The following is a 26021-nucleotide window of genomic DNA, read 5'->3' on the forward strand; positions in this document are numbered from 1 at the left end:
CATGAAGATTCTCGTCCCAGTCAAACGGGTTGTCGACTACAACGTGAAGATCCGGGTGAAGCCGGATGACACGGGTGTCGAGCTAACCAATGTGAAGATGTCGATGAACCCGTTCGACGAGATCTCGGTGGAAGAGGCGCTGCGGCTGAGGGAAGCCGGCAAGTGCGAGCAAGTGGTGGTCGTCTCGATCGGTCCGGCCAAGGCCGAGGAGACGCTGAGGACCGCCCTTGCGATGGGCGCCGATCGGGCGATCCTGGTTGAGACCGACGATCAAATCGAGCCGCTCACTGTCGCCAAGATCTTGAAGGCTGTTGCCGATGCCGAACAGCCGGGGCTGATCATCGTTGGCAAGCAGGCGATCGACGACGATTCGAACCAGACCGGCCAGATGCTGGCAGCACTGATGGGAATCGCCCAAGCGACCTTCGCCTCGAAGATCGAGATCGGTGATGGCAAAGCAACTGTCACCCGCGAAGTCGATGGCGGCCTGCAGACGATCGAGATCAAGCTGCCGGCGGTCGTCACATCAGATCTGCGCTTGAACGAACCGCGTTATGCCTCGCTGCCGAATATCATGAAGGCGAAGAAGAAGCCGCTCGACAAGAAGAGCCCTGCCGATTTCGGCGTCTCCACTACGCCGCGCCTCAAAGTGTTGAAGACCGAGGAACCGTCGGGCCGCAAGGCCGGCGTCAAGGTCAAGTCGGTCGCCGAACTGATCGACAAGCTCAAAAACGAAGCCGGCGTGCTGTAATCAGCTGGGAACAGGAGCCATCATCATGACCATTCTTCTTCTGGCTGACCACGACAATGCCAGCCTGTCCGATCAGACCGCCAAGGCGCTGACGGCCGCCACTAAGATCGGCGGCGATGTTCATATTCTCGTCGCCGGCAAGGCTGCCAAGCCCGCTGCCGATGCCGCCGCCAAGCTTGCCGGCGTCTCCAAGGTGCTGCTGGCCGAAAGCGACGAACTCGCCAACAATCTGGCCGAGCCGCTGGCCGATCTGATCGTCTCGCTGGCCGGAAGCTACGACACGATCATCTCGGCTGCCACCTCGGTCGGCAAGAATGTGCTGCCGCGCGTCGCCGCTCTTCTCGACGTCGCCCAGGTCTCCGAAATCATCGAGGTGATCTCGTCCGACACCTTCAAGCGGCCGATCTATGCCGGCAATGCCATCCAGACGGTGCAGGCAACGGACGCCAAGAAGGTGATCACCGTGCGCACCGCATCCTTTGCCTCCGCGCCGGAGGGTGGCTCGGCAACGATCGACGCAATCCCGGCGGTTTCCGACCCGGGGCTGTCGACCTTCATCGGAGACGCGCTGTCGGCCTCAGACCGGCCGGAACTGACCTCGGCGAAGATCATCATCTCCGGCGGCCGGGCACTCGGCTCGGCGGAAAAGTTCAGGGAAGTCATCCTGCCGCTCGCCGACAAGCTCGGTGCTGCCGTCGGCGCATCCAGAGCCGCCGTCGATGCCGGTTATGCGCCGAACGACTGGCAGGTCGGCCAGACCGGCAAGGTGGTGGCGCCGCAGCTCTATATTGCATGTGGCATTTCAGGCGCCATTCAGCATCTGGCCGGCATGAAGGATTCGAAGGTGATCGTCGCCATCAACAAGGACGAGGAGGCGCCGATCTTCCAGGTCGCCGACTACGGATTGGTCGCCGATCTCTTCGATGTCTTACCGGAATTGCAAAAGGCGCTCTAGCGGGGAGACCGAACGTGGCGCGCGTCGTGGGACGTCCAATCAAACCTGGTGCCGACCTTCTTCTCAACGATGACGAGAAGCCGGCATATATACGGCTGCACGACATCGGCAGGGAGAGGCGCTCTCGGCCGCTGCAGGAATTCCTCAATGACATCGGCGGGCTGATGTTGTCGGCCGAGGCTCCTGCCGTCGCCAGTTTCGTCGCGGGCAAGGTCCTCCAGAGGCTGCTCAAGACCGGCAAGGTGCGTCCGGAGGGCGGGCCTCTTCCCGGCGCGCCGGAAGGGCTGGACGACGCCATCGGCCATCTTGCAAAATCGGGACGGAAATACGAGGCGATCGCCAGCCAGTTCCGTAGTCTCGCCGACCAGCTGCTCTGGAGACGCGGCCGCTCGGGTCCGTTTGCAAGCCTGAATTTCGGCGATACGCATTCCCATGCGGTCTTGGTCGGTCCCGGCGGCATGGAGGAGCGCGCCGATCTCAGGGTCGGCGTGATCTACATGGATCGCTATACAAGATTTCCCGATCATGTTCAGACGCAGCCCCGCGCCTTCATTCTGCTTTCGCCGGGTGAAATCCGCCTTGGCGATTCCGAGTGGTTCTCTGCCGCTATCGGGACGGTCTTTGCGAACGACGCCGGCCAATCTTTCGCGATAAGATGCACAGCCCGGCCGCTGCTGGCGGTCTGGTGCCAGATTGAGCGGGAGAGGTGATAGGGTCCTTGGCAACAGCGAGCCTGAGATGAACGAAAAGCCGAACGCGAGAGCGTGAAGTCTCGCGGTGAACCAGCAGCAGATCGGCGAGAGCTGGCCCCTTCGAATATGCAGCATCATAATTCAATTTGACAGGAAGGATATCAAAATGGACGTTCGCGCCGCCGTGGCCACACAGGCCGGAAAACCGCTCGAAGTGATGACCGTGCAGCTGGAGGGGCCGCGAGCCGGCGAAGTGCTGGTCGAGGTCAAGGCGACGGGCATCTGCCACACCGATGATTTCACCCTGTCGGGCGCCGATCCCGAAGGCCTCTTCCCGGCCATCCTCGGCCATGAGGGTGCCGGCATCGTCGTCGATGTCGGCCCCGGCGTCACCTCGGTGAAGAAGGGCGACCACGTCATTCCGCTCTACACCCCGGAATGCCGCGAATGCTATTCCTGCCTTTCCCGCAGGACCAATCTCTGCACCTCGATCCGCGCGACCCAGGGCCAGGGCGTGATGCCGGACGGCACCTCGCGCTTTTCGATCGGCAAGGACAAGATCCATCACTATATGGGTTGCTCGACCTTTTCGAACTTCACCGTGCTGCCGGAGATCGCCCTTGCCAAGGTCAACCCGGACGCCCCCTTCGACAAGATCTGCTACATCGGCTGCGGTGTCACGACCGGCATCGGTGCGGTCATCAACACCGCCAAGGTCGAGATCGGCTCGACGGCGATCGTCTTCGGCCTTGGCGGCATCGGCCTCAACGTGCTCCAGGGTCTGAAGCTTGCTGGTGCCGACATGATCATCGGCGTCGATATCAACCCTGACCGCAAGGCCTGGGGCGAAAAGTTCGGCATGACCCACTTCGTCAATCCGAAGGAGGTCGGCGACGACATCGTGCCCTATCTCGTCAACCTGACGAAGCGCCACGGCGACCTGATCGGCGGCGCCGACTACACCTTCGACTGCACCGGCAACACCAAGGTGATGCGTCAGGCGTTGGAGGCCTCGCATCGCGGCTGGGGCAAGTCGATTATCATCGGCGTTGCCGGCGCCGGCCAGGAAATCTCCACCCGTCCGTTCCAGTTGGTCACCGGCCGCAACTGGATGGGCACCGCTTTCGGCGGCGCGCGCGGCCGCACCGACGTGCCGAAGATCGTCGACTGGTACATGCAAGGCAAGATCCAGATCGATCCGATGATCACCCACACCATGCCGCTCGAAGACATCAACAAGGGCTTCGAGCTGATGCACAAGGGCGAAAGCATCCGCGGCGTGGTCGTGTACTGAGCCATGAAGACCATCTCGACCGAAAAATCTCATGGCGGCACCCAGGGCGTTTACGTCAATCGCTCGGATGTCTGTGACTGCGACATGACCTTTGGGGTATTCCTGCCGCCGCAGGCCAAAGCACGGAAGCTGCCGGTTCTCTGGTACCTGTCCGGCCTGACGTGCACGCACGCCAATGTCATGGACAAGGGCGAATATCGGCGGCTTGCGGCCGAGCTTGGTCTCGTCATCGTCTGCCCCGACACCAGCCCGCGGGGCGAAGCCGTCCCGGACGAACCGGATAATTGGCAGTTTGGCAAGGGCGCCGGCTTTTATGTCGATGCCACCGAGCCGCCGTTTGCACAGAACTATCGGATGTACAGCTACATCGTCGACGAATTGCCGAAGCTTATCGCGGCCGAGTTTCCGGTCGACATGACGCGACAGGGAATCTTCGGTCACTCGATGGGGGGGCATGGCGCGATCACGATCGCGCTCAAGAACCCCGAACGTTTCGGCAGCTGCTCGGCCTTCGCGCCGATCAGCCATCCCACGGTCTCCGGCTGGTCAAAGCCGGCATTCCGAAAATATCTCGGAGCGGATGAAGCGCGCTGGCGGGCGTATGATGCCTGCTCGCTGATCGAAGACGGGCACCGGTTCCCGGAATTCCTCGTCGATCAAGGGACGGCGGATAGCTTCCTGGAGGATGGATTGCGCCCCGACGAGCTCAGGCAAGCCTGTGAGACGGCCGGCATCAGCCTGCGGCTTCGCATGCAGGAAGGCTACGGCCACTCCTACTTCTTCATTTCGACATTCATGGAAGACCATCTGCGCTGGCACGCGCGAAGATTGGGAGACTGATTGCAGAGCTTGGCCGGGCATATCGCAAACGGCCCAGAAGGGGAGGAGAAACCCATGACCAGCATAGCCATACATCCGGCAGTGGATTCAGGCTTTCGGGCGACTGACGCTGCTTTCGCAGGCGGGACGCTCGTCTGCAAGTGCACAAGCAATCCCGTGAAGGTCAGGATCAAAGGTGATATCGCCCACAATCACGCCTGCGGCTGCACGAAGTGCTGGAAGCCCGACGGTGCCGTCTTTTCGGTCGTGGCCGTCGCGCCAACCGAAAGCGTCGAAGTCCAGGAGAATGGCGATAAGCTCGCCGTCGTCGATTCCACAGCCTTGATCCAGCGCCACGCCTGCAAGGAATGCGGCGTTCATATGTATGGGCCGGTCATGCGCGAACATCCGTTCCAGGGATTGTCGTTCGTCCATCCGGAGCGCTTTCAGGAAAGCGGCTGGGCGAAGCCGGGCTTTGCGGCCTTTGTGTCGTCGATCATCGAAAGCGGCTTCGACCCCGCCAAGATGGACGCCGTCAGAGCGCAGCTGAAGGCATCGGGCCTCGAGCCCTACGACTGCCTGAACCCGGGACTTATGGACTATATGGCAACCTGGACCGCGAAGAAGAGCGGCGTCCTGGCCGCGTGACGAGATCGGGGAGCGCCGCAGCGGCGCTCCCCGGCGATATCCGGATATCGGGATATTCCGGATGGCTGCGCACGGCTTTTCGACGGCCAGGTTGGCCGGGTCCAAGCCGAAGCACGCATTGGACCCTACAGCGGCATTCTTCCAAGCATCGGAGGCTGGGCGCGCGTCATCGGCCACAACACCATTTTCGTTGACGATCGTGATCCGCTGGCGCACGGTTTTCAGATTCGTGAATGCATTCAGAAACGGTGATGAGATGACCATGCGACCCGGACAGCATCGGCAGGCAGACGGCGCCGCGAAGCCCGCTGCCCGGCTCAAGGTGGGGTTCGTTCTGGCGCGATCGTTCACGCTGTCCGCCTTCGCGCTCTTCGTGGACACACTGCGGCTTGCCAGCGACGAGCAGGATCGTTCCGGAAGGATTCTTGCCGACTGGCAGGTGATCGGCAGCACGCGGCATCTGATCACCGCGAGCTGCGGCGTCCAGGTCGCTCCGACGTCCGATTTTGTCGATCCGTCACGCTTCGATTACATTGTGGTCGTCGGCGGTCTTCTGACGGTGGAGAACCCTGTCGACCAGGCGACCATCGCTTTTCTCAAGCAGGCGGACGCCAAGAAGGTGCCGCTGATCGGCGTGTGCACGGGCTCGTTCATTCTCGCTGCGGCCGGCCTGATGAAGCGGCATGACTCCTGTGTGAGCTGGCTGCACTACAAGGAGTTCCGGGAGCGGTTTCCTGACCTCAGCGTTCGTTCCGACCGGCTCTTCAATCTCGACCGCCAGCGTGGGTCTTGCGCCGGCGGCAGCAGTTCAGCCGACATGGCGGCGCTGTTGGTCAGGAAATACATCAGCCGCGACGCCGAACGAAACGCGCTGGAGGTGCTGCAGATCGAGAGAGCCCGCGCACCTGCGGACGTCCAGCCCCGGCGTCCGCTTTACGACGATTATGACGATGCCCGCGTCAAGGCGGCGATGATCACGATGGAGCAGTTCGTCGACGGCAGCATGTCGATCGAGAAGCTTGCCGGCACGGTTGGACTCTCGCGACGGCAGTTGGAGAGAATCTTCATCGACAAGACGGGCATGTCTCCTGCCAAGGCCTATAGTCGTGTTCGTATGGAGCGGGCGAAGTCGATCCTTGCCCAATCGAAGGCGCCTCTGATCGAGATCGCGCTTGATGTTGGCTTCGAAAACGCCTCGCAGTTTACGAGAACGTTCAAGCGCACATTCGGGCAAACGCCTTCGCAGCATCGCGCGGCAGCTTTGAGAGCGCACTGAACGCGCAATCCCGCAACATCTTCCTCGGGTGGTGCGGTACCCGGCGTTCAGCGCTCGATGACCAGATCGCTCAGCGGCTTGGAGCAGCAGGGCAGGAAGAAGCCGGCGTCGATTTCCCTCTGGCGGATTCCGCCATTGTGGTTCATGTCGACCGTGCCTGACGTAAGCTTCGACTTGCAGGTGCCGCAGACGCCATTCGCACAGGACGACGGGATCCTGACGCCTGACTTCTTCGCACAAGAAAGCACGCTCTGGTCGCCTGTTACCTCGATGCTGCGGGCCTGCTTCGAGAAGGTGACCTGAAAGACTTTGGCGGCTGCCTCCTGAATCGCAGGGATTTCGGGTTCGTCAATGACCGCTGCGTCGAAGCTTTCTTCCAGATAATTTGAGGCGGGCACGCCGAGTTCGGCTGCAATGCCGCGCGCGGCGGCCATGAACGGTGCGGGGCCGCAGCACATCACGATCCGCTCGGCGATATCGGGAACCGCAAGCCTAATATAGTCTTTCGAAATGCGACCGGTCAGACCGGGCCAGGACGGCTCGCCGGCCACGGTCTCCGGGAGGAAATGCAGGCGAAGGCCTTTCAGCCTGCGGGCGATGCAGGCCAGTTCGTCGCGAAAGATCAGGTCCTGCGGCGTCCGTCCAGCATGCATGAAGACGACGTCGGCAGGTTCGCAACTGTCGGCGAGTTCCCGCAGAATGGACATGACGGGGGTGATGCCGGAGCCGCCCGACAGCAGCAGAAGCTTACGTCGCGACCGCTCGGGCCTGATGAAATGGCCAAGTGGGCCGTTCGCCTTGACGGTCGCCCCGGGAACCAGTGTGTCGTGAAGCCAGTTGGAGATCTTTCCGCCGGGCACGCGCTTCACCGTCACGGAGAAAGCGTTCGTCCGATGCGGCGAGGAGGAGATGCTGTAGCACCTGTTTTCAGCCTCTCCATTGTGTTCCAGGTCGAACAGAAAATACTGGCCGGCCTTGAACGCGAACCGCTTGCCGTCGCGCGAAGCGAAGGTGAAGGTCTTGACGTCATGGGTCTCCTGCTGGACGTCAAGGCAGACGAGCGCGTCGTCTTCTTCCGGGTTCCAGACGTCGTGAAGGGCGGCCCTGGCTACGGGCATCTGCGGGCTCCTAGTATCCATGGGCGCGCATCCGATCGATGTACCAGCTGGCGAACTTGTCGAGGTTCGTCTCGGAAAACCGGGAGTAGGGGCCTGGCTGATATGCTGGGTCGAGAGTGCCGGCATGGGAGCGCGCGACGAGATCGGCGTCCTGGTCCGTCGTCGCGACCCAGACATCCGTCAGCTTGTCGAGATCGTAATCCACGCCTTCGACGGCGTCCTTGTGGACCAGCCACTTGGTCCTCACAAGCGTCTTGCCGGCGGAGAGCGGAATGACGGTTGCCACCACGGCATGGTCGCCCATGAAGTGGTTCCAGCTGTTGTGGCCCCAAAGATGCGTGTCGCCGAGATCCTTGCGGGTCATGTGACCGAGAAGCTTGGAGGATGCGGCGGTGGCGTCGTGGGTCTGGGATTCGCCGGCGCCTGCGATGATCAGCCGCTGGGTGCGGAAGTTGGTGGCGCAATCGGCGAGCTGCTCGACGGCAGCCGAGGGAAAGCCGTCGGACTCCCACGCCTTCGTCCGCTCTTCATACAGCCTGAAATGCTCCTCGGCCTGTTCGCGATCCTCCGGGCTCAGCGTCTCGGGGTCGAAGCCGAAGTCGAGATCGACGAAGGAGACGCAGAGCTCCGGGTGGTTCGCGGAGCAATGGTAGCATTCACGATTGTTTTCCATCGTCAGCTTCCAGTTGCCGTCCTCGATGACATCCGTTTGGAAGGCAACCTTTGCGTTCCGGATATCGTAGGGGGCGAGGCGCTCGGTCATGGCCTGTTCGAGGATGGCAATATCCTCGGGCGGATTGTCGGAAAGACAGACATAAATCAGTCCGCCGATCGACTTGAAAGTGACGGGCTTGAGGCTCCGACACTCCTTGTCGAAGTCCTTGCCCATGTGAGGCGCGTAGCTGAGCTCACCGGTCAGTTCGTATGTCCAGGTGTGATAGGGACAGACGAGTTTCGAGACGATCGTCTTGCCCGGATCGAGAAGGCGGGAGCCGCGATGGCGGCAGACATTGTGCAGGACGCGAATTTCTCCGTCGTCGTCGCGCAGAAGGATCAGGCTCGTCTTGCCGATATCGATGACCGTGGCGTCGCCGGGTTCGGGAACATCGCAATCGAGACCGACACAGATCCAGTGATTGTGGAAGAAGACGTCGATGTCTGCTTCGAACACGTCTTCTCTGACGTAAAGGCCGGCCGGCAGAGAGTGACCGTTGGCACGAGCGTCGAGAAGAGCCGAAATGGACGATGGGAGCTTGTTTAGCATCAGAACCTCTTATGCGAGAGTTTCCCCAGATTGCCCTTGCAGTTCCGATGTTTCAACGGCATAAAAAATTAGCTTCGCATAAGTTTTTATCATGCGATGAGGGTTCTGTGATGCACTTTAGAAGACGGATCCCGTCGCTGACGGCCCTGGTGACCCTGGAGGCGGTGCTCAGAAAGAAGAGCTTCACCACCGCTGCGGCCGAATTGGGCGTCACCCAGGCGGCGGTCAGCAGGCAGATTGCATTGCTGGAGGAGGAATTCGGCCAGCCCTTATTCGTGCGCAAGCATCGAGCGATCGAGCCGACGGCGGCATGCATCAACCTCGGAGCCACCCTGGCCAAGAGCTTTGCCGATATTGCCGAGGGCGTGGAAGCGCTCCAGTCGCGCAGCCAGGACGTGTTGACCATAGGGGCGACCGTTGCGTTCTCCTCTTTCTGGCTGCTGCCGCGGCTGGCCGAATTCCGCCGGGCGAACCCGGGTATTCTGGTGCGGGTGATATCCCAGGACAGCCCGCTCGCTCTCGACGACGGCGAAGTCGATGTGGCAATTCGATATGGTGTGCCTCCGTTCAGCGATAGCACCGTCATCGCCTCGCGCGGCGACGTCATTTGCCCCGTCTGCTCTCCCGACTATCTCAGGCGACGAGGAGATGGTCCGCTCGGCTCCAGTGACGAATTCATCGAGACTGACGTCCTTGATCGATCCTGGTATAGCTGGGCCCAGTGGTTTTCGCTGACCGGCGCCAACCTCAATGTAAAGCCGTCGCTTCGGTTCAACCACTATACCGAAACCATCGCTGCCGCGCGCGCGGGGCAAGGCATTGCCTTGGGATGGCGTATGCTGGTCGGCACCTTTCTGGAGGATGGAACCTTGATGCAGATCGGCGGCGGCGAGCTTGCGGCGGAGGATCGTTACAATGTGATCGTGCCTATCAAATCCAAGCGAAGCAATGCGCGCGACCTTGCCGCTGCTTGGCTGACGGCATCACTGCACGGTTGATCGAAGCGTGGTCACATGCCCAGCCCCACCGTTGCCGTCCGGTGAACGCCTCTAGGGACGAATGCGAAGCAATCTGCCAGTCCTAGGAAGTCGGCCGCCAGGTGAATGACGGAAAGCCACATTTCCGTTCCCTGCAAGCTCGGTTCACCACCGTCGGCAAACGGGAATCCCTCGCCATCCCGCCATCTATCCAACGCCCTCGATATGAGCTTGCGGGCGATCGCCTCCCCGTCGGCCCGCCTGTAGTCGGTCTGCCGGGCAATCAGCAACAGTGGATGAATCGTATCGAGCAGGTTGCACGCATTGTATTTTGCACCAACGAAGCCCTTGTGGTTGCGATAGTTGAGGTGAACCGTTTCGAGTGAGGCATGCGGATGCGGAAGTGCCACGCCGAACTGGGCGTAGGTGCCGCGCGTCAGGCGATAAAAGCCGTTCACCGGTTGAAGCCATCCTTCCGCCGCGGTCGGTTCACCCCAGAGCCCCGAAACGCTGTTGGCATTGTGGCTCAGCCACTCGAAGAGCGCCTGCCGTGAATGCCTGATGCGAAAATACCTCGCGTTGAAGTACATGGCGGTGCCGATCGCATCGACCACGCTTCCGGCGTGCCATGCCCGGGTCGACCAGGGCAGGGCGCTCAGCCATTCTTCCAGCTCCCCGGCGCCGAGCTCGACCGCATGGACAGGTTGGCGTGGACCGGAACCAAGCAGTTCAAGCGCATAGCCAACCGCAAGGACGTTATAGAGCGCCTTTGGATCATCCCTGAGGGGCTTGCCATGCATTCGCGAATGCTCTTCCGGGAAAAGGCCGGTCTCTCGGTCCTGCAGACCTTGGAGAAGCTCGACAGTCTCCGCCGGATGGAGGTCGGGCGGCAGCTGGCCGAAGCCGGCAGCGATCTCGATTGCGTCGCAGAGATGCCGGATCGCCGGTCTGCGGACGCCGTCTGCTTCCAGCGATTGATAGGTCCCTTGCGTTTTCCAGCGTGCCAGAATGTCCGGCCACTGGTCTTTCGCTTTCTGACCGAGCCTGACCAACTGATCTTCGACGTCGCCATTGCCTGTTTTCCGGGGTGCCGAGCCTCGGCTCCGCAGCACCCGGGCGGGCACGCCACCGGCAATCGCCATGGCGGGAATGTCTCCCGTGACCACCGCTCCGGCGGCGATCACCGCACCGTTTCCAATCGTGGCGCCATCGAGGATCACGCAGTTGGCGCCGATCCAGACATCGTCGCCGATCGAAATGCCGATGCTGACGACGCCTTGACGGTGTATGGGAATAGTCGGATCGTCGAAGCCATGATTGAAGCCGACGATCGAGGCATGCGAAGCAATCCGAACGCCATTGCCGCACGTTACCGTGCCGGAAACACAGGCATAGGGATTGATGGTGCAATCGTCGCCGAGAATCACATGGCCACGAACGAGAGCGTGCCCTGCGATCCAGGACCGCTCGCCCATCGTCAGGCTTTCGGTGAAGATTGCGGCTTGCTCGGCGATGTAGGACGTCTCGGCCAGCTCCGCACCGCATGATCGCCGGAGTTCCGCCCTGCGGGCGAGGTGAGCGGGATGACGAAGGTCAGACGCAATGTGTTCCCAGGTCAGGTATTGAAGCCTGCGCGCTTCCCTCTCTTCGTTCACTGACGATTGCGGGCTGCTGGCGTGATCCATCTCGATCCTCATTCTCAGGTCAACCGCCGAATATTCGTCTGCCTTCGGCGATCCGTTGCCTCGCTGCATAAGACGGCCTGATTCGTCCAAAAGCAAGACTTCCGACAATGGCGGCGCAGCCCTCGTTGAAATGGCTCCAATTGCTTTGATCGGGTCCGGCCTCCCGGCGACCGATGTGATCGCAAGTGCCCGTAGGATGGCCCCTCATAGCGGTTTGCCATGCGGGCGGTCGATGCGGCTCCTGTCCGAATTCGCGATTTGCAGAGACGTGATGCACGCGCACCGATTATCGGCCGCGCGCTGAGCCATCTGGAAACCTCGATGTCGAGCTATGCCGCGTTCAGAAGTTCAGCGCTCACCGGCATTCCCATATGAAAGCCCTGGGCGCGGTCGATGCGAAGATCCTTGAGAAGGGAAAACTGTGCTGCCGTTTCGACGCCTTCTACCAGGATCGTATTCCCGCGATTGCGGATGAGAGCAATCATGTCCTGAAGCATCGTCAAACCGCGTGGGTTCGAGCAGTCATGCAGGAAGGTTCTATCGACCTTGACCGTCTGAAACTCGATTGCCCTCAGCCAAGAGAGGCCCGCGAAGCCGGAGCCGAAGTCGTCAAGCCAGATTTCGACGCCGAGTGCGCGCAGATCGGCAATGCATTTGAGCACCTCCGACTGCATATCCATGTCCAGGCCCTCGGTGACTTCCAAGGCTAATCGCGACCCGCAGACCCCGCACCGAATAAGAATATCAGCGACACTAGTGGCAAAGCCGGGGGAGCGCAGCTGTATCGGCGACACGTTGACGCTGACGGTCGCCATGCGATCGGTCATCAGTATATCTCGGCATGCCGTCTCGATCGCCCACCTGCCCAGTTCGAGGATAGCGCCGCTTCGTTCTGCAACCGGGATGAATGTCTTCGGCGAAACCGCCGTGCCATCAGGCATCCTGAGGCGCATCAAAGCCTCGACAGCCCTTGCTTTCCCGTTCGTCACGTCGAAAATCGGTTGGTACACGAGCGAGACCAGTTTGCGATCGATGGCTGCCGCGAGCAGGGGCACGAGTTTACCGGCATAATCGTCGGGGCGAGGCAGCAGCGGATCAAAACTGCGAATGCAGTTTCGGCCGCTTGCTTTGGCATTGTAGAGAGCGAGGTCGGCTTCACGGACTATTCGTTCAACTTTCTCTCCGACTTTCTCGCGGGTGAAGGCGACGCCGATGCTGACGGTTACGGTCGATATATCGTCTGGTCGCTCGTCGTGAGCAATCGCAAGAGACTCGACTTCCATTCTGATCTTCTCGGCGAGAGTCATCGCAACCTTGGGAAGGGCCGCCGGCATGACCACGATAAACTCCTCGCCACCATACCTGCCGATCATGCCATCGGACGACTCTACAACCGCCTTCAGCGCATTGGCGATGACAGTCAGGCATCGGTCTCCTTCCTGATGTCCGTAGCGATCATTGAAGCGTTTGAAAAAGTCGACGTCGATCAGGAACACGGAGAAGTCGCGGCGTTCGTCTTTCCAAGCGGCCCAGCATTCATCGAGCCGCCGATCCAGCGCGCGTCTGTTGCTTATGCCTGTCAGGTAGTCGGTATGTGAAAGCTCGAGCAGTGACCTTCCTCGTTCGGACGCTTCCCAGTGCTGGTGGCGAGCCTCCGCCGCGTTCAGCAACACGTTTCGGCGCTCAACATTCAATCGCCAATTGACGAAAGACGTGAAAGCAAAGCACGAAATGTAGAACAGCCCGAAAGCGAGCTTATAGGTTTGGCTGGAAGGAAAAAGTTCCTCGATCGTAATGAAAAACGCGCAGAGAACGAGCCCGGAGGTGATCACCGAAAGCCGAAACGGAAAACTGAAAAACAGGTTGGCGCCCATCATGAAGATGGCGCCGAATATCATGTAGTAGGACATAGCAGTGACGTCGTGGGTGGCAATCGCCGGGTAAAGCCAGCCTACATAGCCCACAAGCAGTGCAGTGGCGCACGTAATGTCAAGCCAGGCGGTTTTCGCATTTGCCAGCCGCAAGATTTCGAACGCCAGCAGGGCGATCGTCGCGACAGCGAATCGAGCGGCGATCGTCGCAGGCGCAACGTCGGGGATCAGCCAACGGTCGGGAAGTGCGAAGGCCACATAGACGGCAACCGCCATCCAAAGACCGTGCCGCGAGCTCTGCCTTCGGACAGCATCATTTTCAATTTTCAGAGACTTGAGGGCCTCGGCGAATGAAATGCCGGCGGTTGGTTCGTCCCGCTGGACATTATCGCAAGCCGCGATCATGCAACGACGCCGACCCGAAAGCCATCTAAAGTATGTTGAAAAGTAAGCCATACTTCGGCGCCCTCCAAAATCGCATTCGGCAACTTGCAACCGGTTTGTCTTATTGCTTGGCTTTGTTAGAGGGGTAGCATCGGACCCGCAAGAGTAGAATTACCCTTATCCCGTGTAGATTCTAGTCGCATCCTATTCCGAGGTTGATTATGCTTAACGCTATGTCAAGAGGATCTCGAAATGGAACAAAGTCTGGTATTCGACGGTGAAAGTCTTGTTGCGCCTGGCGAAATTCGGCGGGTGGCAAGGAGGGTTGCTGCCCCGGATCCCGGCGATCTTATCGTTGCCCAGGCCGAGCTTGCCCTCAGCCTTGACGTGTCGATCCGTCAGTTCAAATCCGGCGTCGAGCCTCATGTGATCATCGAGCGTCTTACCGATGCCTTGCATCAGATGCGGCGGCGCTTTCATCCAGAGGTGTGGGACGTCATCGTTCCGATCGCGCAATCTCATCCCGTTGCTTACTATCTTCATCAAGATCCATTGACCCGCTGGTCGTTTGAAAAGCCGCGCGGCTATTCCGGCGACGCACGTCTTCTCGATTTCATCTACGGCAGACCTGAGATTGAGGAAGCCGTCGCATCAGCGAGCGACTTGGGACGCTCGATCTACGGCTACACTCGAAATGCTTCGTCATCCGTCGCGGTAAGGGAGCGTCGAGACATTCTGGCTCGCCGCGCAGACGAAATTGCTTCGACCCGACCTGGCGCCACTGAAGTCCTTGCCATCGCCGCCGGGCATCTCCGCGAGGGGCCGTTGTCGCACGCTCTGAGCGCCGGCGCGATCAGACGCTGGGTAGCTTTGGATCAAGACCCGATCAGCGTTGGAACCGTCGCCCGCGATTTCGCCGGCACCTCCGTCGAAGCGGTGAACGGGTCGGTCAAATCCCTGCTCGGTGGAAGGCATGCGTTGGGAATGTTCGATTTCGTCTATGCCGCGGGTCTCTATGACTATTTGCCTGACGCGGTAGCCGTAAGGCTGACCAGGAAGTGCATCAGCATGCTTAAGCCTGGCGGCACATTCCTATTCGCCAACTTCTCTCCGGAGACGGACGTCGATGGCTATATGGAGACATTCATGAACTGGGCCCTGCTGTTGCGGTCGGAACGAGAGATGGGCTTGATCGCCGGCGAAAGCACGACTGGGGCTGATATGAAGGTTTCTGTTTGGTCCGGCTCAAACCGGAGCATTGTCTACTGTGAAATTCAAAGACCGCGTTAGGTCGCACGTTGGCTCGGCCTGAAAAAAAGAGTCCGCCTGGAAAGGGGGCGTTGCTCCTATTTGCGGAAATTTATAATCATTGGGTTCTTCATGCTTGGGAGGAAAGCGATTTCAGGTTTCCACCCAAAACGCCCTTGTCAGATGCGTTCAATGCGGACCGGATACGCGCCGCGCACCAGCAACGGACCGAAGCCATCGTCGAAGCGGCCGAGCCGGATCAACCCGTCCCAGCGGTAATCCGCGTAGAACAGGGCCAGGTTACCCCACGGTTTGAAGTAGCAAAGGTCGCCCGCCTGCTCGTTTCCGAAAGCACCACTGCCTTCTTCGGTCAACTTACGCGGCAGATAGACGATCTTTTCGTTCCTGCCGTAGTCCTCGATCTTGAGGTTTAGGGGCAGCATGGAAGCAAGATCGCGCGCCGACGGATTATCGAAGAGTGTCGCCGTCAGGGGAAGCTTGTTGAAGTCAATCCTGATCCTGACATCTGACACCTTGTGAGTGGTCGAGCTGTGCCCGTCCTGCCCTTGCGCCACGAGAGGGAGGGCGGCGGCCGCCAAGGCTCCGCCCAAAATCGCGCGACGGCTCATGAACGTGGATGTCATCGACATAGCGCGCCTCGCGTCAGACAGGTTGAGCCGTGGGCCGGAACAAGATTTCGTTGATGTCGACATCGTCTGGTTCGTTCACCGCGAAGGCGACCGTTCGGGCGAAGGTGTCCGCGCTGATGGCGATCCTGCTGACGAACTCCTTGGTGCCCGCCTGGATGTCCTTTTCGCTGATGTGTTCGAGCAGTTCGGTACTCACTGCGCCGGGTGAAATGATCGTGGTGCGGATATTGTATGGCTTCACCTCCTTCCGCAGCCCCTCGGAGAGGGCGCGCACGGCGAATTTCGTCGCGCAGTAGACGGTGGCACCCGGATCGACCACATGACCGTAGACGGAGGACACGTTGATGATGTGCCCGGACTTCTGCGCCTTCATGTGCGGAAGCGCTGCTGCGATGCCGTAGAGCACCCCTTTGATATTCACGTCGATCATGCGATCCCACTCGTCGACCTTGAGCCGTTCGAGCGGCGCCAACGGCATCAGGCCGGCATTGTTCAGCATCACGTCGATGCGGCCGAACGCGTTGACGGCGGTGTCGACGAGCTTCTTGACTTGATGTTGATCCGTGACGTCGGTTTGGGCTGCCTTGGCTCTATAGCCTTTGGCGGCCAGCTCCTCAGCCAGCGTAGCGATACGGTCACTACGCCGCGCGCCGAGGACGACGGACGCGCCGCGCTCAGCAAGGTGACGCGCGGTGGCTTCGCCAAGCCCGCTGCTTGCGCCGGTGATGACGACCACTTTGTTTTCGATTCCTTGTGACATGGTGATCTCCATTTTTGAGGTTTCGGAAGGTTTCAGGCGCGGCGGCCGGCGAGTGCGGCGAGGACAGCCGAACCGGCGAGAAGGCAGGCGGCCAGAAGGAAGGTGCTCCACCATCCCGCGGTGTCGAACAGTACGCCGCCAGCGAAAGCGCCGCCGGCAATGGCAAGTTGGATCAGCGCCACCTGCAGCCCACCTGCGGCTTCCAACTCACCGGGGACGATGGCGGCCATCCAGGTGTTCCAGGCAACCGGAATCGGGGTTGAGAAAAATCCCCACATGACGAGCAGGGATGCCGTAACCGCGGCGAACGGCCCGAGAACGATCAGCAGCAGGGCAATGAGCGCAAGAGCACCCGGCAGGCCTACGAGAACGAGGCGGAGGTGCCGCCGGGCGACGAAGCCAATGACGGAGGTTCCAGCCAGTCCACCGACGCCAAGGCCGAGAAGCACCATGGACAGAACATTCAATTCGAGGCCCGTGACGCCTTCGAGGAATGGACGAAGATATATGGACAGCGCGTTCTGGCCGATGAAGGCGAGAGCGGTCGCCGCCATTCCAATCGCGAATGTGCGATTGCGCAGCAGCCCGAATATTCTGGCCACCGAGACGGTTGATGCCGCCGGCATCCTCGGCAGGACGACCAGTTGCCAGACGAGCGCGGCAATTCCGATTGGCACCGTGATGAAGAAGGTTCCGCGCCATCCGATCAACCCGCCAAGAAAACTGCCGAGCGGTGCGGCAAGGACGAGCGCGAATGCGGTGCCACCTTGCAGAAGGGCAATCGCCTTGGGCAGGTCACGGTCCGAAGCCAGGCGTGCCAGAATAGCTGTCGACAGCGACCAGAAGCCGCCGATCGAAACGCCGACCAGGGACCGCCCGACGAGAAAGACTAGGAAGTTGGGTGCAAGGGCAACCGCCAAACTCGATACAACAAGAACTGCCGTATAGAGCAGGACGACAGACTTGCGGTCGATCCTCGCCAGGAATGCATTGCCGAAAAGACTGGTGATAACCGCAAAGACTCCCGACACGGTGATCGCCAATCCGGCTTGCCCCTCTGACACCGAGAGATCCGTGGCGATTGGAGTCAGAAGGCTCACAGGGAGAAATTCCAGCCCCACCAGCAGGAAAGTGAGAAGCGAGAGACAGGTCACAGCAGACCATGAGGTCGCCGTGTCGTCCGTGAGTGAGGTCTCATCCAATGTCAACTCGACGGTCATGCATGTTCTCCTGTCCGTTGCCAGATAGATAGCCGGACTGGTTTTGGGCGACTAGAAGCTATAATCTGAATGTCGTGATGAAGGAGATTCAACAATGCGGCGCGACGAGTTCACGGAAATGCGTGCGTTTCTGGAGGTGGCTCAGGAGCGGAGTTTCACGCGCGCTGCATCAAAATTGGGAGTCACGCGCTCGGCGTTGAGCCATACGATCAGCGCGCTCGAGGCCCGGCTCGGCGTCCGGCTTCTCTCCCGCACGACGCGGGACGTGGCTCCCACGGCGGCTGGTGCGCGTCTCGTGGAAAGCATCCAACCGCATTTCGAGAGCATCGCCGCCGGGATCAGTGCCCTCGGCGCGTTGCGCGACAAGCCCTCAGGCCAGGTCCGCCTCGTATGTCCCGATGATGCCGTGGAGCTGGTCTTCCGTTCGAGGCTGCCGGCATTTTTACGGGATTACCCCGATATCACCGTGGAACTCATCGTCGACAACGGTTTCACAAATATCGTGGAGCGCCAATTCGATGCCGGCGTGCGGCTCGGCGAAGCGATTGCGCGCGACATGGTGGCCGTTCGCATTGGATCCGATATTTCTTACGCCGTGGTCGGATCACCCGAATATTTTGCGGCCCGTCCTGTGCCTTCGACCCCGCATGACTTGACGAACCACAATTGCGTCAACCTGCGTCTGCCGACGTCAGGCGCTCTTTATGCCTGGGAGTTTGAAAAGGATGGTCGCGAGTTCAGCGTTCGCGTGGAAGGCCAGCTCGTGATGAGCAACATCGGGCCGGCGATCAATGCCGCTCTCGATGGGGCGGGGCTATCTTATGTGCCGAGGGAGCTCGTCCGGCAATATTGTGACAGCGGTCAACTGAAGGAAGTGCTGGCGGATTGGGCACCCACGTTCCAAGGATATCATCTCTATTACCCCAGCCGGCGCCATCCGTCCCCGGCTTTTTCCGCCTTCGTCGAAGCCTTTCGCTACCGGCATCGGTAACCAATGATGGACTCTGCGGCAACTCAGCGGCGGGTGGTCACCCCAAGGATCACATTCACGAAAAACTCGAACCGGACCTGTCCCAGCCTTCCTTGACCGTTTCCATCGCGACATTCGTCGATGTGCTGGCGACGTGGGGCAGTGTCGAGATGCGCTCGCCGAGGACGCGGCGGTAGCGGCCGATATCGCGGGTGCGGATCTTCAGGAGATAGTCGAACCTGCCGGCGATCATATGGCATTCTTCGACTTCGCTGATCTTCTTGATGGCATCGTTGAAGCTTTTTAGCGCGTTCTCGCGGGTATCGGAGAGCTTCACCTCGACGAAAGCAATGTGGTCGAGCTGCATTTTCGACGGATTGAGGACGGCCTTGAAGCCTTCGATATAGCCTTCGCTGATCAGCCTTTTGAAGCGGAGCTGGCACGGCGTCTTCGAGAGGCCGACACGCGCCGCGAGATCGGTGATCGACAGTCTGCCGTCCTCGGCAAGAGCCGCGAGGATTTTTCTGTCGAATTGGTCCAATTCACTAAAGATATCGGGTTCGCCAGCCATTTGAACTCTCAAGAGTGCTTTAATAAGTTCATACAGGCTAATATCTGCAAAAATCAAGTGAGATCGAGATCTGCGATCTGTGATACTTTGTGCGTCGGCAATGGGATGGAAGGCGCAGGCGCTGACGGATCGCCAGGATCGCATCGGCGCCGCACGCAAAATGGGGTCATGCATGCGCAAGGAAGAACCGGATGACGATCAGAAGCCGGACCTGCTCGCTCACTACCGACCGGTGGCGATAAGAGCGGTTGCTGAGGCGCTCACCCTCAAGCGCAACAATCCGGATGCGCGTCCGCTTCGCGAGACGGAATATTCCGGCCCGGCCGCCTCGGACGACGCTGATTGGGACGATGAACCCGGCGTCTCATTTATCCGTTAAACTAGATATCGACTGATGGGGACCTTCATGTTGAATGCAGCGATCGAGACTACTCAATCCAAAGACGCCGCCGACGGCGCGCCGTTTTTCGGCTTTGCGCCACCGATCCGACCGCAATCCGAACTTCGCCAGGCCATCACGGCAGCCTATCGCCGGCCGGAAACCGAATGCCTGCCGCCGCTCGTTGCCGCAGCGCGTGTCTCCGAGGCAAAACGTTATGACATTCGCAGTACGGCCCGCAGCCTGATCGAAGCGTTGCGCACCAAGCACAAGGGGACCGGTGTCGAAGGGCTGGTGCAGGAATACTCGCTCTCCAGCCAGGAAGGCGTGGCGCTCATGTGCCTCGCCGAAGCGCTGCTGCGCATTCCCGATACCGAAACGCGGGACGCGCTGATCCGCGACAAGATCGCCGAGGGCAACTGGACCTCCCACATCGGCGGCGGAAAATCCATGTTCGTCAACGCCGCAACCTGGGGCCTCGTCGTTACCGGCAAGCTGACGTCGACGGTCAACGACCGAAGCCTGTCGGCAGCGCTGACGCGGCTGATCGCGCGCGCCGGCGAGCCGGTCATCCGCCGCGGCGTCGATATGGCGATGCGCATGATGGGCGAGCAGTTCGTCACCGGCGAAACGATTGCGGAGGCGCTGAAACGCGCCCGGCCGGTGGAAGCGCGCGGCTTCCGCTATTCCTACGACATGCTGGGCGAGGCCGCCACGACGGGCACCGATGCCGAGCGTTATTACCGGGATTACGAAAAGGCGATCCACGCCATCGGCAAGGCGTCGGAGGGGCGCGGCATCTATGACGGCCCGGGCATATCGATCAAGCTTTCGGCCCTGCATCCGCGTTACGCAAGGTCGCAAGCCGGACGGGTAATGAGCGAGTTGCTGCCGAAGGTGAAGAAGCTCGCCGCTCTCGCCAAGACCTATGATATCGGCCTCAATATCGACGCAGAGGAAGCCGATCGGCTGGAACTTTCGCTCGATCTCCTCGAGGAGCTTTGCTTCGCCGCTGAGCTTGCCGGATGGAATGGGCTCGGCTTCGTCGTACAAGCCTATGGCAAGCGCTGCCCCTTCGTCCTCGACTACATCGTCGATCTCGCGCGCCGTTCCGCGCGCCGGATCATGGTTCGTCTCGTCAAGGGCGCCTACTGGGATGCCGAGATCAAGCGCGCCCAGTTGGATGGTCTCGAGGATTATCCGGTCTATACCCGCAAGATCTACACCGATGTCGCCTACGTTGCCTCCGCGCGCAAGCTGCTCGATGCTCCGGATGCGGTCTTCCCGCAATTTGCCACCCATAACGCGCAGACGCTCGCCACGATCTATCGTCTGGCCGGTCCTGATTTCACCGTCGGCAAATACGAGTTCCAATGCCTGCACGGCATGGGCGAACCGCTCTACGACGAGGTCGTCGGGAAGGAAAAACTGGACCGGCCCTGCCGCATTTATGCGCCTGTGGGAACACATGAGACGCTGCTCGCCTACCTGGTTCGGCGCCTTCTGGAAAATGGCGCCAATTCCTCCTTCGTGCACCGCATCTCCGATCCGAATGTCTCGGTCGAAGCCCTGATCGCCGATCCTGCCGAAATCGTCGCAGCCATGCCTGTCGTTGGCGCGCCCCACGCGCAGATCGCCTCGCCGAAGGCTCTTTACGGCAACGCTCGGGTAAATTCCGATGGTCTCGATCTCTCGAACGAGGCCACCCTTCTGGATTTGGCTGAGGCGCTCACTTCTACGGCTGCTGCGCCGTGGCATGCGCTTCCCATTCTTGCGGATGGCTCTACGGATGGGGTAACACGCGATGTTCTCAATCCTGCCGATCACCGGGATGTCGTCGGCACGGTGACCGAGGTGAAGGTCGAGGACGCCACGCGCATCGTTTGCATGGCTGCGGAGTACGCGCCGCAATGGGCCGCCGTACCGCCGGCCGAGCGCGCGGCCTGCCTGGAACGGGCCGCCGACATCATGCAGGCCCGCATCAAGGTGCTGATGGGCATCGTTATGCGCGAGGCCGGAAAGTCTGCGGCCAATGCCGTCGGCGAAGTGCGTGAGGCGATCGACTTCCTGCGGTATTACGCCGAGCAGGCGCGCAAGACGCTCGGCCCCTCGCATGCGCCTCTCGGCCCGATCGTCTGCATCAGCCCGTGGAATTTCCCGCTGGCGATTTTCACCGGACAGGTCGCCGCAGCCTTGGTGGCCGGCAATCCCGTGCTTGCGAAACCGGCCGGGGTCACGCCCATCATCGCTTCGGAGAGCGTGAAGATCCTTCACGAGGCGGGCGTGCCGGTCGGTGCCTTGCAGTTCGTGCCTGGCAGCGGCCGTCTTGGCGCCGGCATGGTCGGGGCTCAGGAGACGGCAGGCGTCATGTTTACCGGGTCGACAGAAGTTGCCCGCCTGATCCAGGCGCAGCTGGCGGAACGGTTGTCGGCGAGCGGCAAGCCTATTCCGCTGATCGCCGAAACCGGCGGTCAGAACGGCATGATCGTCGACTCCTCGGCATTGGCCGAGCAGGTGGTGGCCGATGTCATTGCCTCTGCCTTCGACAGCGCCGGTCAGCGCTGCTCGGCCCTCAGGGTTCTCTGCCTTCAGGACGATGTCGCCGACAGAACGCTCAATATGCTGAAGGGCGCCTTCCGCGAACTGACGATCGGCCGTACGGATCGACTGAGCGTTGATGTCGGTCCTGTCATCAACGATAGCGCAAAGGCGGAGATCGAGCAGCATATCGAGCATATGAGAGGCTTAGGTCGCAAGGTGGATCAGCTGCCGCTGCCGGAAAGTGCTGCCGCTGGAACCTTCATTTCGCCGACAATCATCGAAATCCAGTCGCTGTCGGACCTGACGAGGGAAGTCTTCGGACCGGTGCTGCATGTCATCCGTTTCAAGCGAAACGGGCTCGACCGACTGATCGACGACATCAACGCATCGGGTTATGGTCTGACATTCGGGCTTCACACCCGGCTGGATGAAACGATCGCGCATGTGACCAGCCGCATCAAGGCTGGAAACCTTTACGTCAACCGGAACATCATCGGCGCCGTCGTCGGCGTGCAGCCGTTCGGCGGCCGAGGCCTGTCGGGAACGGGACCGAAGGCCGGCGGTCCGCTCTATATCGGCCGGCTGGTGCAGCGTGCGCCCGTGCCGCCGCAGCAGGATTCCGTTCATACGGACCTTGCCCTTCGTGACTACATCGTCTGGCTCGACAAGAAGGGTTTATCGGGCGAGGGAGAAGCGGCGCGTGGATATGCAAGCCGCTCGGCGCTCGGTCTCGAACGTGAACTCACCGGTCCGGTCGGCGAGCTCAATCTCTACGCGCTCCATCCCCGCGGCCGTATTCTCATCGTGCCGCAGACGGAAGGCGGGCTTCATCGTCAGATCGCCGCAGCCCTATCGACCGGCAACCACATCGTCGTGGACGCCGGCTCCCTATCGAAGTCAGTCCTGGCGGATCTTCCGGCGGCAGTCGCCAGCCGGATTTCCTGGACATCCGATTGGGAAAAGGACGGGCCGTTTTCCGGTGCCCTCGTCGAAGGGGATCGCGACAGGGTCCTGGCCGTCAATCAGAAGATCGCCCACCTGCCTGGTCCGCTTCTGTTGGTCCAGGCCGCAACGACCGAGGAATTGGCGAGCGATCCCGAAGCCTATTGCCTGAATTGGCTGCTGGAGGAGGTGTCGACGTCGATCAACACTGCAGCTGCCGGCGGCAATGCAAGCCTCATGGCCATCGGCTGAGTAAGTGACGAGGGCGTTGAAAATATGATCATCGTCGGCATCCATCGCCGATCAAACTCAAGATGGGAAGAAGGCCTCTGAGCGCTGCATGACGCGAAGCGTGTCATTCCAGTCATTTGCGTAGACGATTCACGTCATGCCGGTGAAGGGAGGTTCAGTCGAAGAAGCCCGCATCCTCTTCCCTGAGATATCTCCTGGCCGCTTCGGCGTCGATATCGAGGCCCAGCCCCGGCGCGTCCAGCAGGTCCACCATGCTGTCCTTCACGATCTGCGGCGGCAAGCCGACGACCAGATCCTCCCACCAGGGGTCGGTGGCGCTCGGATATTCGAACGCGACGTAATTTGCCGGCAAGGTGGCGCAGACATTGATCAACGCGCCGAGCCCCAGCAGGCCGTTGGCGGTGCCGTGCGGCGCCATCAGGATCGAGTGCATGTAGGCGTGCTCGGCGACCCATTTGAGCTCGGCAATACCGCCAATATCGGCCGGATCAGGGCCGATGACGCGCACCGCCTGCGTCTCGATCAGTTCCTTGAAATTGTGCCGCAGGTAGATCTGCTCACCGGTGTGGATCGGCGTCGAGGTGGAGGTTGTCAGTTCCCGATAGGCTTGCGGATTGACCCACGGCACGTAGTCGCCAGTCAGCATGTCCTCGAGCCACATCAAATTGTACTTCTCGACCGCGCGAGCGAACCTGATCGCATCGGGCAGCATCCAGCCCGGCCCGCAGTCGAGCGCCAGGCTGACTTTGTCACCCAGCACTTCCTTCATCGCGATCACGCAGTCGAGCATGTGATTGAAACCCCGTTCGCTGATTGCGCCCTGATCCATGGCACCGTGATAGCCTGCCTTATTCTGCGTCACGCCGTAGTGGAAGTCCTCGATGGTGTCTTTCATGTTGGAGTGGAACGAGATTCCTTGCTTGACCATGAAGAAGTTCTGCGGCTGCTCCATCATCCATTTGACGTCGGCGGCGTAATCCTCCGGCCGGTCGCCCGTGCGTTTCTGGCGGATCGAGCCGTTGTAGACGCGCACCTTGTCACGCACCTTGCCGCCGAGCAGTTTATAGGCGGGCACGCCCGCGGCCTTGCCGGCAATATCCCACAGCGCATGCTCAATAGCGCTCACCGCCGCGCCGTACGGCTTGAAAGAGCCGCGTTGGCGGATCTTCAGCATCACTCTCTCGACGTCGGTCGGGTCCTCGCCGATCAGCGCCTCGCGGAAATGCAGCACAAAGGGCTTGAGGTAGGTCTTGGTGAATTCGACTTCGCCCAGGCCATAGAGGCCCTCGTCCGTCACGATGCGGACAATCGGGTGTTTGCCGATAACGGCACAGCGGAGATCGGTGATCTTCATCTTCGGTTCTTTCGCCTCAGCTCCAGGTGCGATCCCAGGAATACTCATCGTCCCAGCGATCCGTAGGCTGCCAAATGCCGGTGACGCCCGGCTGCAGGTGCTGCGAGATCACCTCGTCGACGACATCGTCAATCCCCAGGCCGGGCTTGTCCGGAACGGTGATAAAGCCGTCCTTCACGAGTGGCTTGGGAAGGCCGGTGACGATATCGTCCCACCAGTCGACATCGACAGAGTGGTATTCGAGCGCCATGAAGTTTTCAGTCGCGGTCGCGACATGGGCCGCGGCCATGGCGGCGATTGGACTTTCTGCCATGTGGATGGCCATGGCGACGCCATGGTCCTGCGCCATATCGCCGATCTTTTTGGTCTCGAGAATGCCGCCGCTGGTGAGCAGGTCCGGGTGGATAATGGAGAGGCCGCCGCTCTTGAGCAGAGGCCCGAAGCCCTCCTTGAGATATATGTCCTCGCCGGTGCAGATCGGCACCGTAGTGGCGTCCTGCAGTTGTCGGTATTGCTCAGTATACTGCCATGGGATCACATCCTCGAGCCAGGCTGGCACGTATTTTTCAATTCGCCTGGCAAGGCGAATGCCGTTCTGCACTGAGATGTGGCCGATGTGGTCGATGGCGAGCGGAATATCCATGCCGATGACTTCACGGACCTCGGCGATGTATTGTTCAAGGAAGTCGAGACCCTTGTCGGAAAAGTGGAGGCCGGTAAACGGGTGCGGGACGTTATGCAGATCGTACGCAGCGTTGCGGGCACGCCGCTCTTCAATAGTCTTCAGCGGCCCGCGACTGGGACCGTTGCGGTATCCTTCTAGTGAGCCGGCAGGAAACACGACCGCACCGGGCACATCAGCGATCTGCATCAGCCCCAGATCCATCTTGAGGAAGGTGAATCCGAGCTCCATGCGCTGCTTGAGGCGCCTGCCGGTCTCGGTACCGCTCGGCACGTTGGCATCAGTATCGCAGTAGACGCGCACTTTCTCCCGAATCCGGCCGCCGAGCATCTGGTAGATGGGGACGCCATAGGCCTTGCCGGCAAGATCCCACAACGCGATTTCAACCGCCGATACGCCGCCGCCTTGCCGACCGTGCCCGCCGAACTGCTTGATCCGGCGAAACAGGCGGTCGATGTCGCAAGGATTCTCGCCAAGCAACCGGCTCTTCAGCATCAGCGCGTAGGTGGCGCTGGCGCCGTCGCGCACCTCGCCAAGCCCGACGATGCCCTGGTTGGTATAAATCTTGAGCAGTACTGAGGTGAAGGGCGCGCCGATGATTTCGGCGACCCGCATGTCCGTGATGCGAAGGTCGGACGGCCTGGAATGCGTGTTCACTCGATTAAGCGCCTCGTCGGCTCCATCTGCCTCTAGCATGATTTAATCCTCATTCTGATCG

22 protein-coding genes and 1 pseudogene are annotated in these 26021 nt (G+C 60.6%); 13 read left to right on the top strand and 10 right to left on the bottom strand.

What is annotated here, in order from left to right; genetic code table 11:
• The first annotated feature begins 1 nt into the window (after position 1).
• From N2600_RS28690 to N2600_RS28725, 8 genes and pseudogenes are all read left to right on the top strand, one after another.
• A complete protein-coding gene (locus N2600_RS28690; protein ID WP_260299041.1) occupies positions 2 to 751 on the top strand; it encodes an electron transfer flavoprotein subunit beta/FixA family protein in 750 nt (249 codons plus the stop codon).
• A gap of 25 nt (positions 752 to 776) precedes the next feature.
• A complete protein-coding gene (locus tag N2600_RS28695; RefSeq protein ID WP_260299042.1) occupies positions 777 to 1706 on the top strand; it encodes an electron transfer flavoprotein subunit alpha/FixB family protein in 930 nt (309 codons plus the stop codon).
• Positions 1707 to 1720: 14 nt separating this feature from the next.
• Positions 1721 to 2416, top strand: a complete 696-nt coding sequence (locus N2600_RS28700) for a dimethylsulfonioproprionate lyase family protein (RefSeq protein WP_170259549.1) — start codon at positions 1721 to 1723, stop codon at positions 2414 to 2416.
• Positions 2417 to 2564: 148 nt separating this feature from the next.
• Positions 2565 to 3692, top strand: coding sequence for an S-(hydroxymethyl)glutathione dehydrogenase/class III alcohol dehydrogenase (locus N2600_RS28705; RefSeq protein WP_222281726.1), 1128 nt, complete (start codon positions 2565 to 2567; stop codon positions 3690 to 3692).
• A gap of 3 nt (positions 3693 to 3695) precedes the next feature.
• Positions 3696 to 4532 (top strand): S-formylglutathione hydrolase, encoded by an 837-nt coding sequence (gene fghA, locus N2600_RS28710; protein WP_222281727.1) that lies wholly within the window; start codon positions 3696 to 3698, stop codon positions 4530 to 4532.
• A gap of 54 nt (positions 4533 to 4586) precedes the next feature.
• Entirely contained in the window at positions 4587 to 5159 is a 573-nt protein-coding gene (gene gfa / locus N2600_RS28715; protein WP_222350848.1) for an S-(hydroxymethyl)glutathione synthase, read from the top strand.
• A 93-nt stretch (positions 5160 to 5252) separates the two neighbouring features.
• Positions 5253 to 5411 (top strand): annotated as a pseudogene (locus N2600_RS28720) (proline racemase family protein); the annotation flags it as partial.
• A gap of 10 nt (positions 5412 to 5421) precedes the next feature.
• Entirely contained in the window at positions 5422 to 6435 is a 1014-nt protein-coding gene (locus N2600_RS28725; protein WP_260299043.1) for a GlxA family transcriptional regulator, read from the top strand.
• Positions 6436 to 6482: 47 nt separating this feature from the next.
• Here N2600_RS28725 and N2600_RS28730 read toward each other — a convergent pair whose 3' ends face one another.
• Positions 6483 to 7553, bottom strand: a complete 1071-nt coding sequence (locus N2600_RS28730) for a hybrid-cluster NAD(P)-dependent oxidoreductase (RefSeq protein WP_260299044.1) — start codon at positions 7551 to 7553, stop codon at positions 6483 to 6485.
• A gap of 10 nt (positions 7554 to 7563) precedes the next feature.
• Positions 7564 to 8817: an aromatic ring-hydroxylating oxygenase subunit alpha gene (locus tag N2600_RS28735; RefSeq protein WP_222385510.1), complete on the bottom strand. Its 1254-nt coding sequence runs from the start codon at positions 8815 to 8817 to the stop codon at positions 7564 to 7566.
• A 110-nt stretch (positions 8818 to 8927) separates the two neighbouring features.
• Here N2600_RS28735 and N2600_RS28740 point away from each other — a divergent pair, with 110 nt between their 5' ends.
• Positions 8928 to 9815, top strand: a complete 888-nt coding sequence (locus N2600_RS28740) for a LysR substrate-binding domain-containing protein (protein ID WP_222281754.1) — start codon at positions 8928 to 8930, stop codon at positions 9813 to 9815.
• Positions 9816 to 9826: 11 nt separating this feature from the next.
• On the opposite strand, the gene N2600_RS28745 is transcribed toward N2600_RS28740, so the two are convergent.
• On the bottom strand, positions 9827 to 11479 hold the full coding sequence (locus N2600_RS28745; RefSeq protein WP_260299045.1) for an acyltransferase: 1653 nt from the start codon (positions 11477 to 11479) through the stop codon (positions 9827 to 9829).
• Positions 11480 to 11808: 329 nt separating this feature from the next.
• Positions 11809 to 13806 (bottom strand): putative bifunctional diguanylate cyclase/phosphodiesterase, encoded by a 1998-nt coding sequence (locus N2600_RS28750; protein WP_170279582.1) that lies wholly within the window; start codon positions 13804 to 13806, stop codon positions 11809 to 11811.
• Between the two features lie 180 nt (positions 13807 to 13986).
• Between N2600_RS28750 and N2600_RS28755 the strand changes: the two genes are divergently transcribed.
• Positions 13987 to 15024: a class I SAM-dependent methyltransferase gene (locus N2600_RS28755; protein WP_260299046.1), complete on the top strand. Its 1038-nt coding sequence runs from the start codon at positions 13987 to 13989 to the stop codon at positions 15022 to 15024.
• A gap of 137 nt (positions 15025 to 15161) precedes the next feature.
• On the opposite strand, the gene N2600_RS28760 is transcribed toward N2600_RS28755, so the two are convergent.
• From N2600_RS28760 to N2600_RS28770, 3 genes are read right to left on the bottom strand one after another with little or no spacing between them, the layout of a single operon-like run.
• Positions 15162 to 15632 carry a cyclophilin-like fold protein gene (locus N2600_RS28760; protein WP_222281734.1) on the bottom strand — a complete coding sequence of 157 codons (471 nt, stop codon included), beginning with the start codon at positions 15630 to 15632 and terminating at the stop codon, positions 15162 to 15164.
• A 13-nt stretch (positions 15633 to 15645) separates the two neighbouring features.
• The gene (locus N2600_RS28765) at positions 15646 to 16392 is read right to left on the bottom strand and encodes an SDR family oxidoreductase (protein WP_222295822.1); all 747 of its coding nucleotides are present in this window, start codon (positions 16390 to 16392) and stop codon (positions 15646 to 15648) included.
• Between the two features lie 32 nt (positions 16393 to 16424).
• A complete protein-coding gene (locus N2600_RS28770; protein ID WP_222385505.1) occupies positions 16425 to 17612 on the bottom strand; it encodes an MFS transporter in 1188 nt (395 codons plus the stop codon).
• 94 nt (positions 17613 to 17706) lie between these two features.
• Between N2600_RS28770 and N2600_RS28775 the strand changes: the two genes are divergently transcribed.
• Positions 17707 to 18603: a LysR family transcriptional regulator gene (locus N2600_RS28775; protein ID WP_260299047.1), complete on the top strand. Its 897-nt coding sequence runs from the start codon at positions 17707 to 17709 to the stop codon at positions 18601 to 18603.
• 55 nt (positions 18604 to 18658) lie between these two features.
• On the opposite strand, the gene N2600_RS28780 is transcribed toward N2600_RS28775, so the two are convergent.
• Complete coding sequence (locus N2600_RS28780; protein WP_170256631.1) at positions 18659 to 19153, bottom strand: Lrp/AsnC family transcriptional regulator; 495 nt, start codon at positions 19151 to 19153, stop codon at positions 18659 to 18661.
• 172 nt (positions 19154 to 19325) lie between these two features.
• Here N2600_RS28780 and N2600_RS28785 point away from each other — a divergent pair, with 172 nt between their 5' ends.
• Together N2600_RS28785 and putA are read left to right on the top strand one after the other, a co-directional pair.
• Positions 19326 to 19532 carry a hypothetical protein gene (locus N2600_RS28785; RefSeq protein ID WP_170279587.1) on the top strand — a complete coding sequence of 69 codons (207 nt, stop codon included), beginning with the start codon at positions 19326 to 19328 and terminating at the stop codon, positions 19530 to 19532.
• Positions 19533 to 19559: 27 nt separating this feature from the next.
• Positions 19560 to 23267, top strand: a complete 3708-nt coding sequence (putA, locus tag N2600_RS28790; RefSeq protein WP_260299048.1) for a trifunctional transcriptional regulator/proline dehydrogenase/L-glutamate gamma-semialdehyde dehydrogenase — start codon at positions 19560 to 19562, stop codon at positions 23265 to 23267.
• Positions 23268 to 23421: 154 nt separating this feature from the next.
• On the opposite strand, the gene N2600_RS28795 is transcribed toward putA, so the two are convergent.
• Together N2600_RS28795 and N2600_RS28800 are read right to left on the bottom strand one after the other, a co-directional pair.
• Complete coding sequence (locus N2600_RS28795) at positions 23422 to 24621, bottom strand: mandelate racemase/muconate lactonizing enzyme family protein (RefSeq protein ID WP_222295809.1); 1200 nt, start codon at positions 24619 to 24621, stop codon at positions 23422 to 23424.
• Positions 24622 to 24637: 16 nt separating this feature from the next.
• The gene (locus N2600_RS28800; protein ID WP_260299049.1) at positions 24638 to 25999 is read right to left on the bottom strand and encodes a mandelate racemase/muconate lactonizing enzyme family protein; all 1362 of its coding nucleotides are present in this window, start codon (positions 25997 to 25999) and stop codon (positions 24638 to 24640) included.
• Between the last annotated feature and the right edge of the window lie 22 nt (positions 26000 to 26021).

The organism is Rhizobium sp. WSM1274 (assembly GCF_025200775.1).
GTDB lineage: Bacteria > Pseudomonadota > Alphaproteobacteria > Rhizobiales > Rhizobiaceae > Rhizobium > Rhizobium leguminosarum_I.

Excerpts from the sequence above, each read along its gene's own strand:
- fghA (WP_222281727.1), top strand. The coding sequence starts at position 3,696 with ATGAAGACCATCTCGACCGAAAAATCTCATGGCGGCACCCAGGGCGTT.
- N2600_RS28800 (WP_260299049.1), bottom strand. The coding sequence starts at position 25,999 with ATGCTAGAGGCAGATGGAGCCGACGAGGCGCTTAATCGAGTGAACACG.
- N2600_RS28690 (WP_260299041.1), top strand. The coding sequence starts at position 2 with ATGAAGATTCTCGTCCCAGTCAAACGGGTTGTCGACTACAACGTGAAG.
- N2600_RS28755 (WP_260299046.1), top strand. The coding sequence starts at position 13,987 with ATGGAACAAAGTCTGGTATTCGACGGTGAAAGTCTTGTTGCGCCTGGC.
- N2600_RS28705 (WP_222281726.1), top strand. The coding sequence starts at position 2,565 with ATGGACGTTCGCGCCGCCGTGGCCACACAGGCCGGAAAACCGCTCGAA.
- N2600_RS28725 (WP_260299043.1), top strand. The coding sequence starts at position 5,422 with ATGCGACCCGGACAGCATCGGCAGGCAGACGGCGCCGCGAAGCCCGCT.
- N2600_RS28745 (WP_260299045.1), bottom strand. The coding sequence starts at position 11,479 with ATGGATCACGCCAGCAGCCCGCAATCGTCAGTGAACGAAGAGAGGGAA.
- N2600_RS28750 (WP_170279582.1), bottom strand. The coding sequence starts at position 13,806 with ATGGCTTACTTTTCAACATACTTTAGATGGCTTTCGGGTCGGCGTCGT.
- putA (WP_260299048.1), top strand. The coding sequence starts at position 19,560 with ATGTTGAATGCAGCGATCGAGACTACTCAATCCAAAGACGCCGCCGAC.
- N2600_RS28735 (WP_222385510.1), bottom strand. The coding sequence starts at position 8,817 with ATGCTAAACAAGCTCCCATCGTCCATTTCGGCTCTTCTCGACGCTCGT.
- N2600_RS28780 (WP_170256631.1), bottom strand. The coding sequence starts at position 19,153 with ATGGCTGGCGAACCCGATATCTTTAGTGAATTGGACCAATTCGACAGA.
- N2600_RS28775 (WP_260299047.1), top strand. The coding sequence starts at position 17,707 with ATGCGGCGCGACGAGTTCACGGAAATGCGTGCGTTTCTGGAGGTGGCT.
- N2600_RS28770 (WP_222385505.1), bottom strand. The coding sequence starts at position 17,612 with ATGACCGTCGAGTTGACATTGGATGAGACCTCACTCACGGACGACACG.
- N2600_RS28730 (WP_260299044.1), bottom strand. The coding sequence starts at position 7,553 with ATGCCCGTAGCCAGGGCCGCCCTTCACGACGTCTGGAACCCGGAAGAA.
- N2600_RS28795 (WP_222295809.1), bottom strand. The coding sequence starts at position 24,621 with ATGAAGATCACCGATCTCCGCTGTGCCGTTATCGGCAAACACCCGATT.
- N2600_RS28785 (WP_170279587.1), top strand. The coding sequence starts at position 19,326 with ATGCGCAAGGAAGAACCGGATGACGATCAGAAGCCGGACCTGCTCGCT.
- N2600_RS28695 (WP_260299042.1), top strand. The coding sequence starts at position 777 with ATGACCATTCTTCTTCTGGCTGACCACGACAATGCCAGCCTGTCCGAT.
- N2600_RS28740 (WP_222281754.1), top strand. The coding sequence starts at position 8,928 with ATGCACTTTAGAAGACGGATCCCGTCGCTGACGGCCCTGGTGACCCTG.
- N2600_RS28760 (WP_222281734.1), bottom strand. The coding sequence starts at position 15,632 with ATGTCGATGACATCCACGTTCATGAGCCGTCGCGCGATTTTGGGCGGA.
- N2600_RS28765 (WP_222295822.1), bottom strand. The coding sequence starts at position 16,392 with ATGTCACAAGGAATCGAAAACAAAGTGGTCGTCATCACCGGCGCAAGC.
- gfa (WP_222350848.1), top strand. The coding sequence starts at position 4,587 with ATGACCAGCATAGCCATACATCCGGCAGTGGATTCAGGCTTTCGGGCG.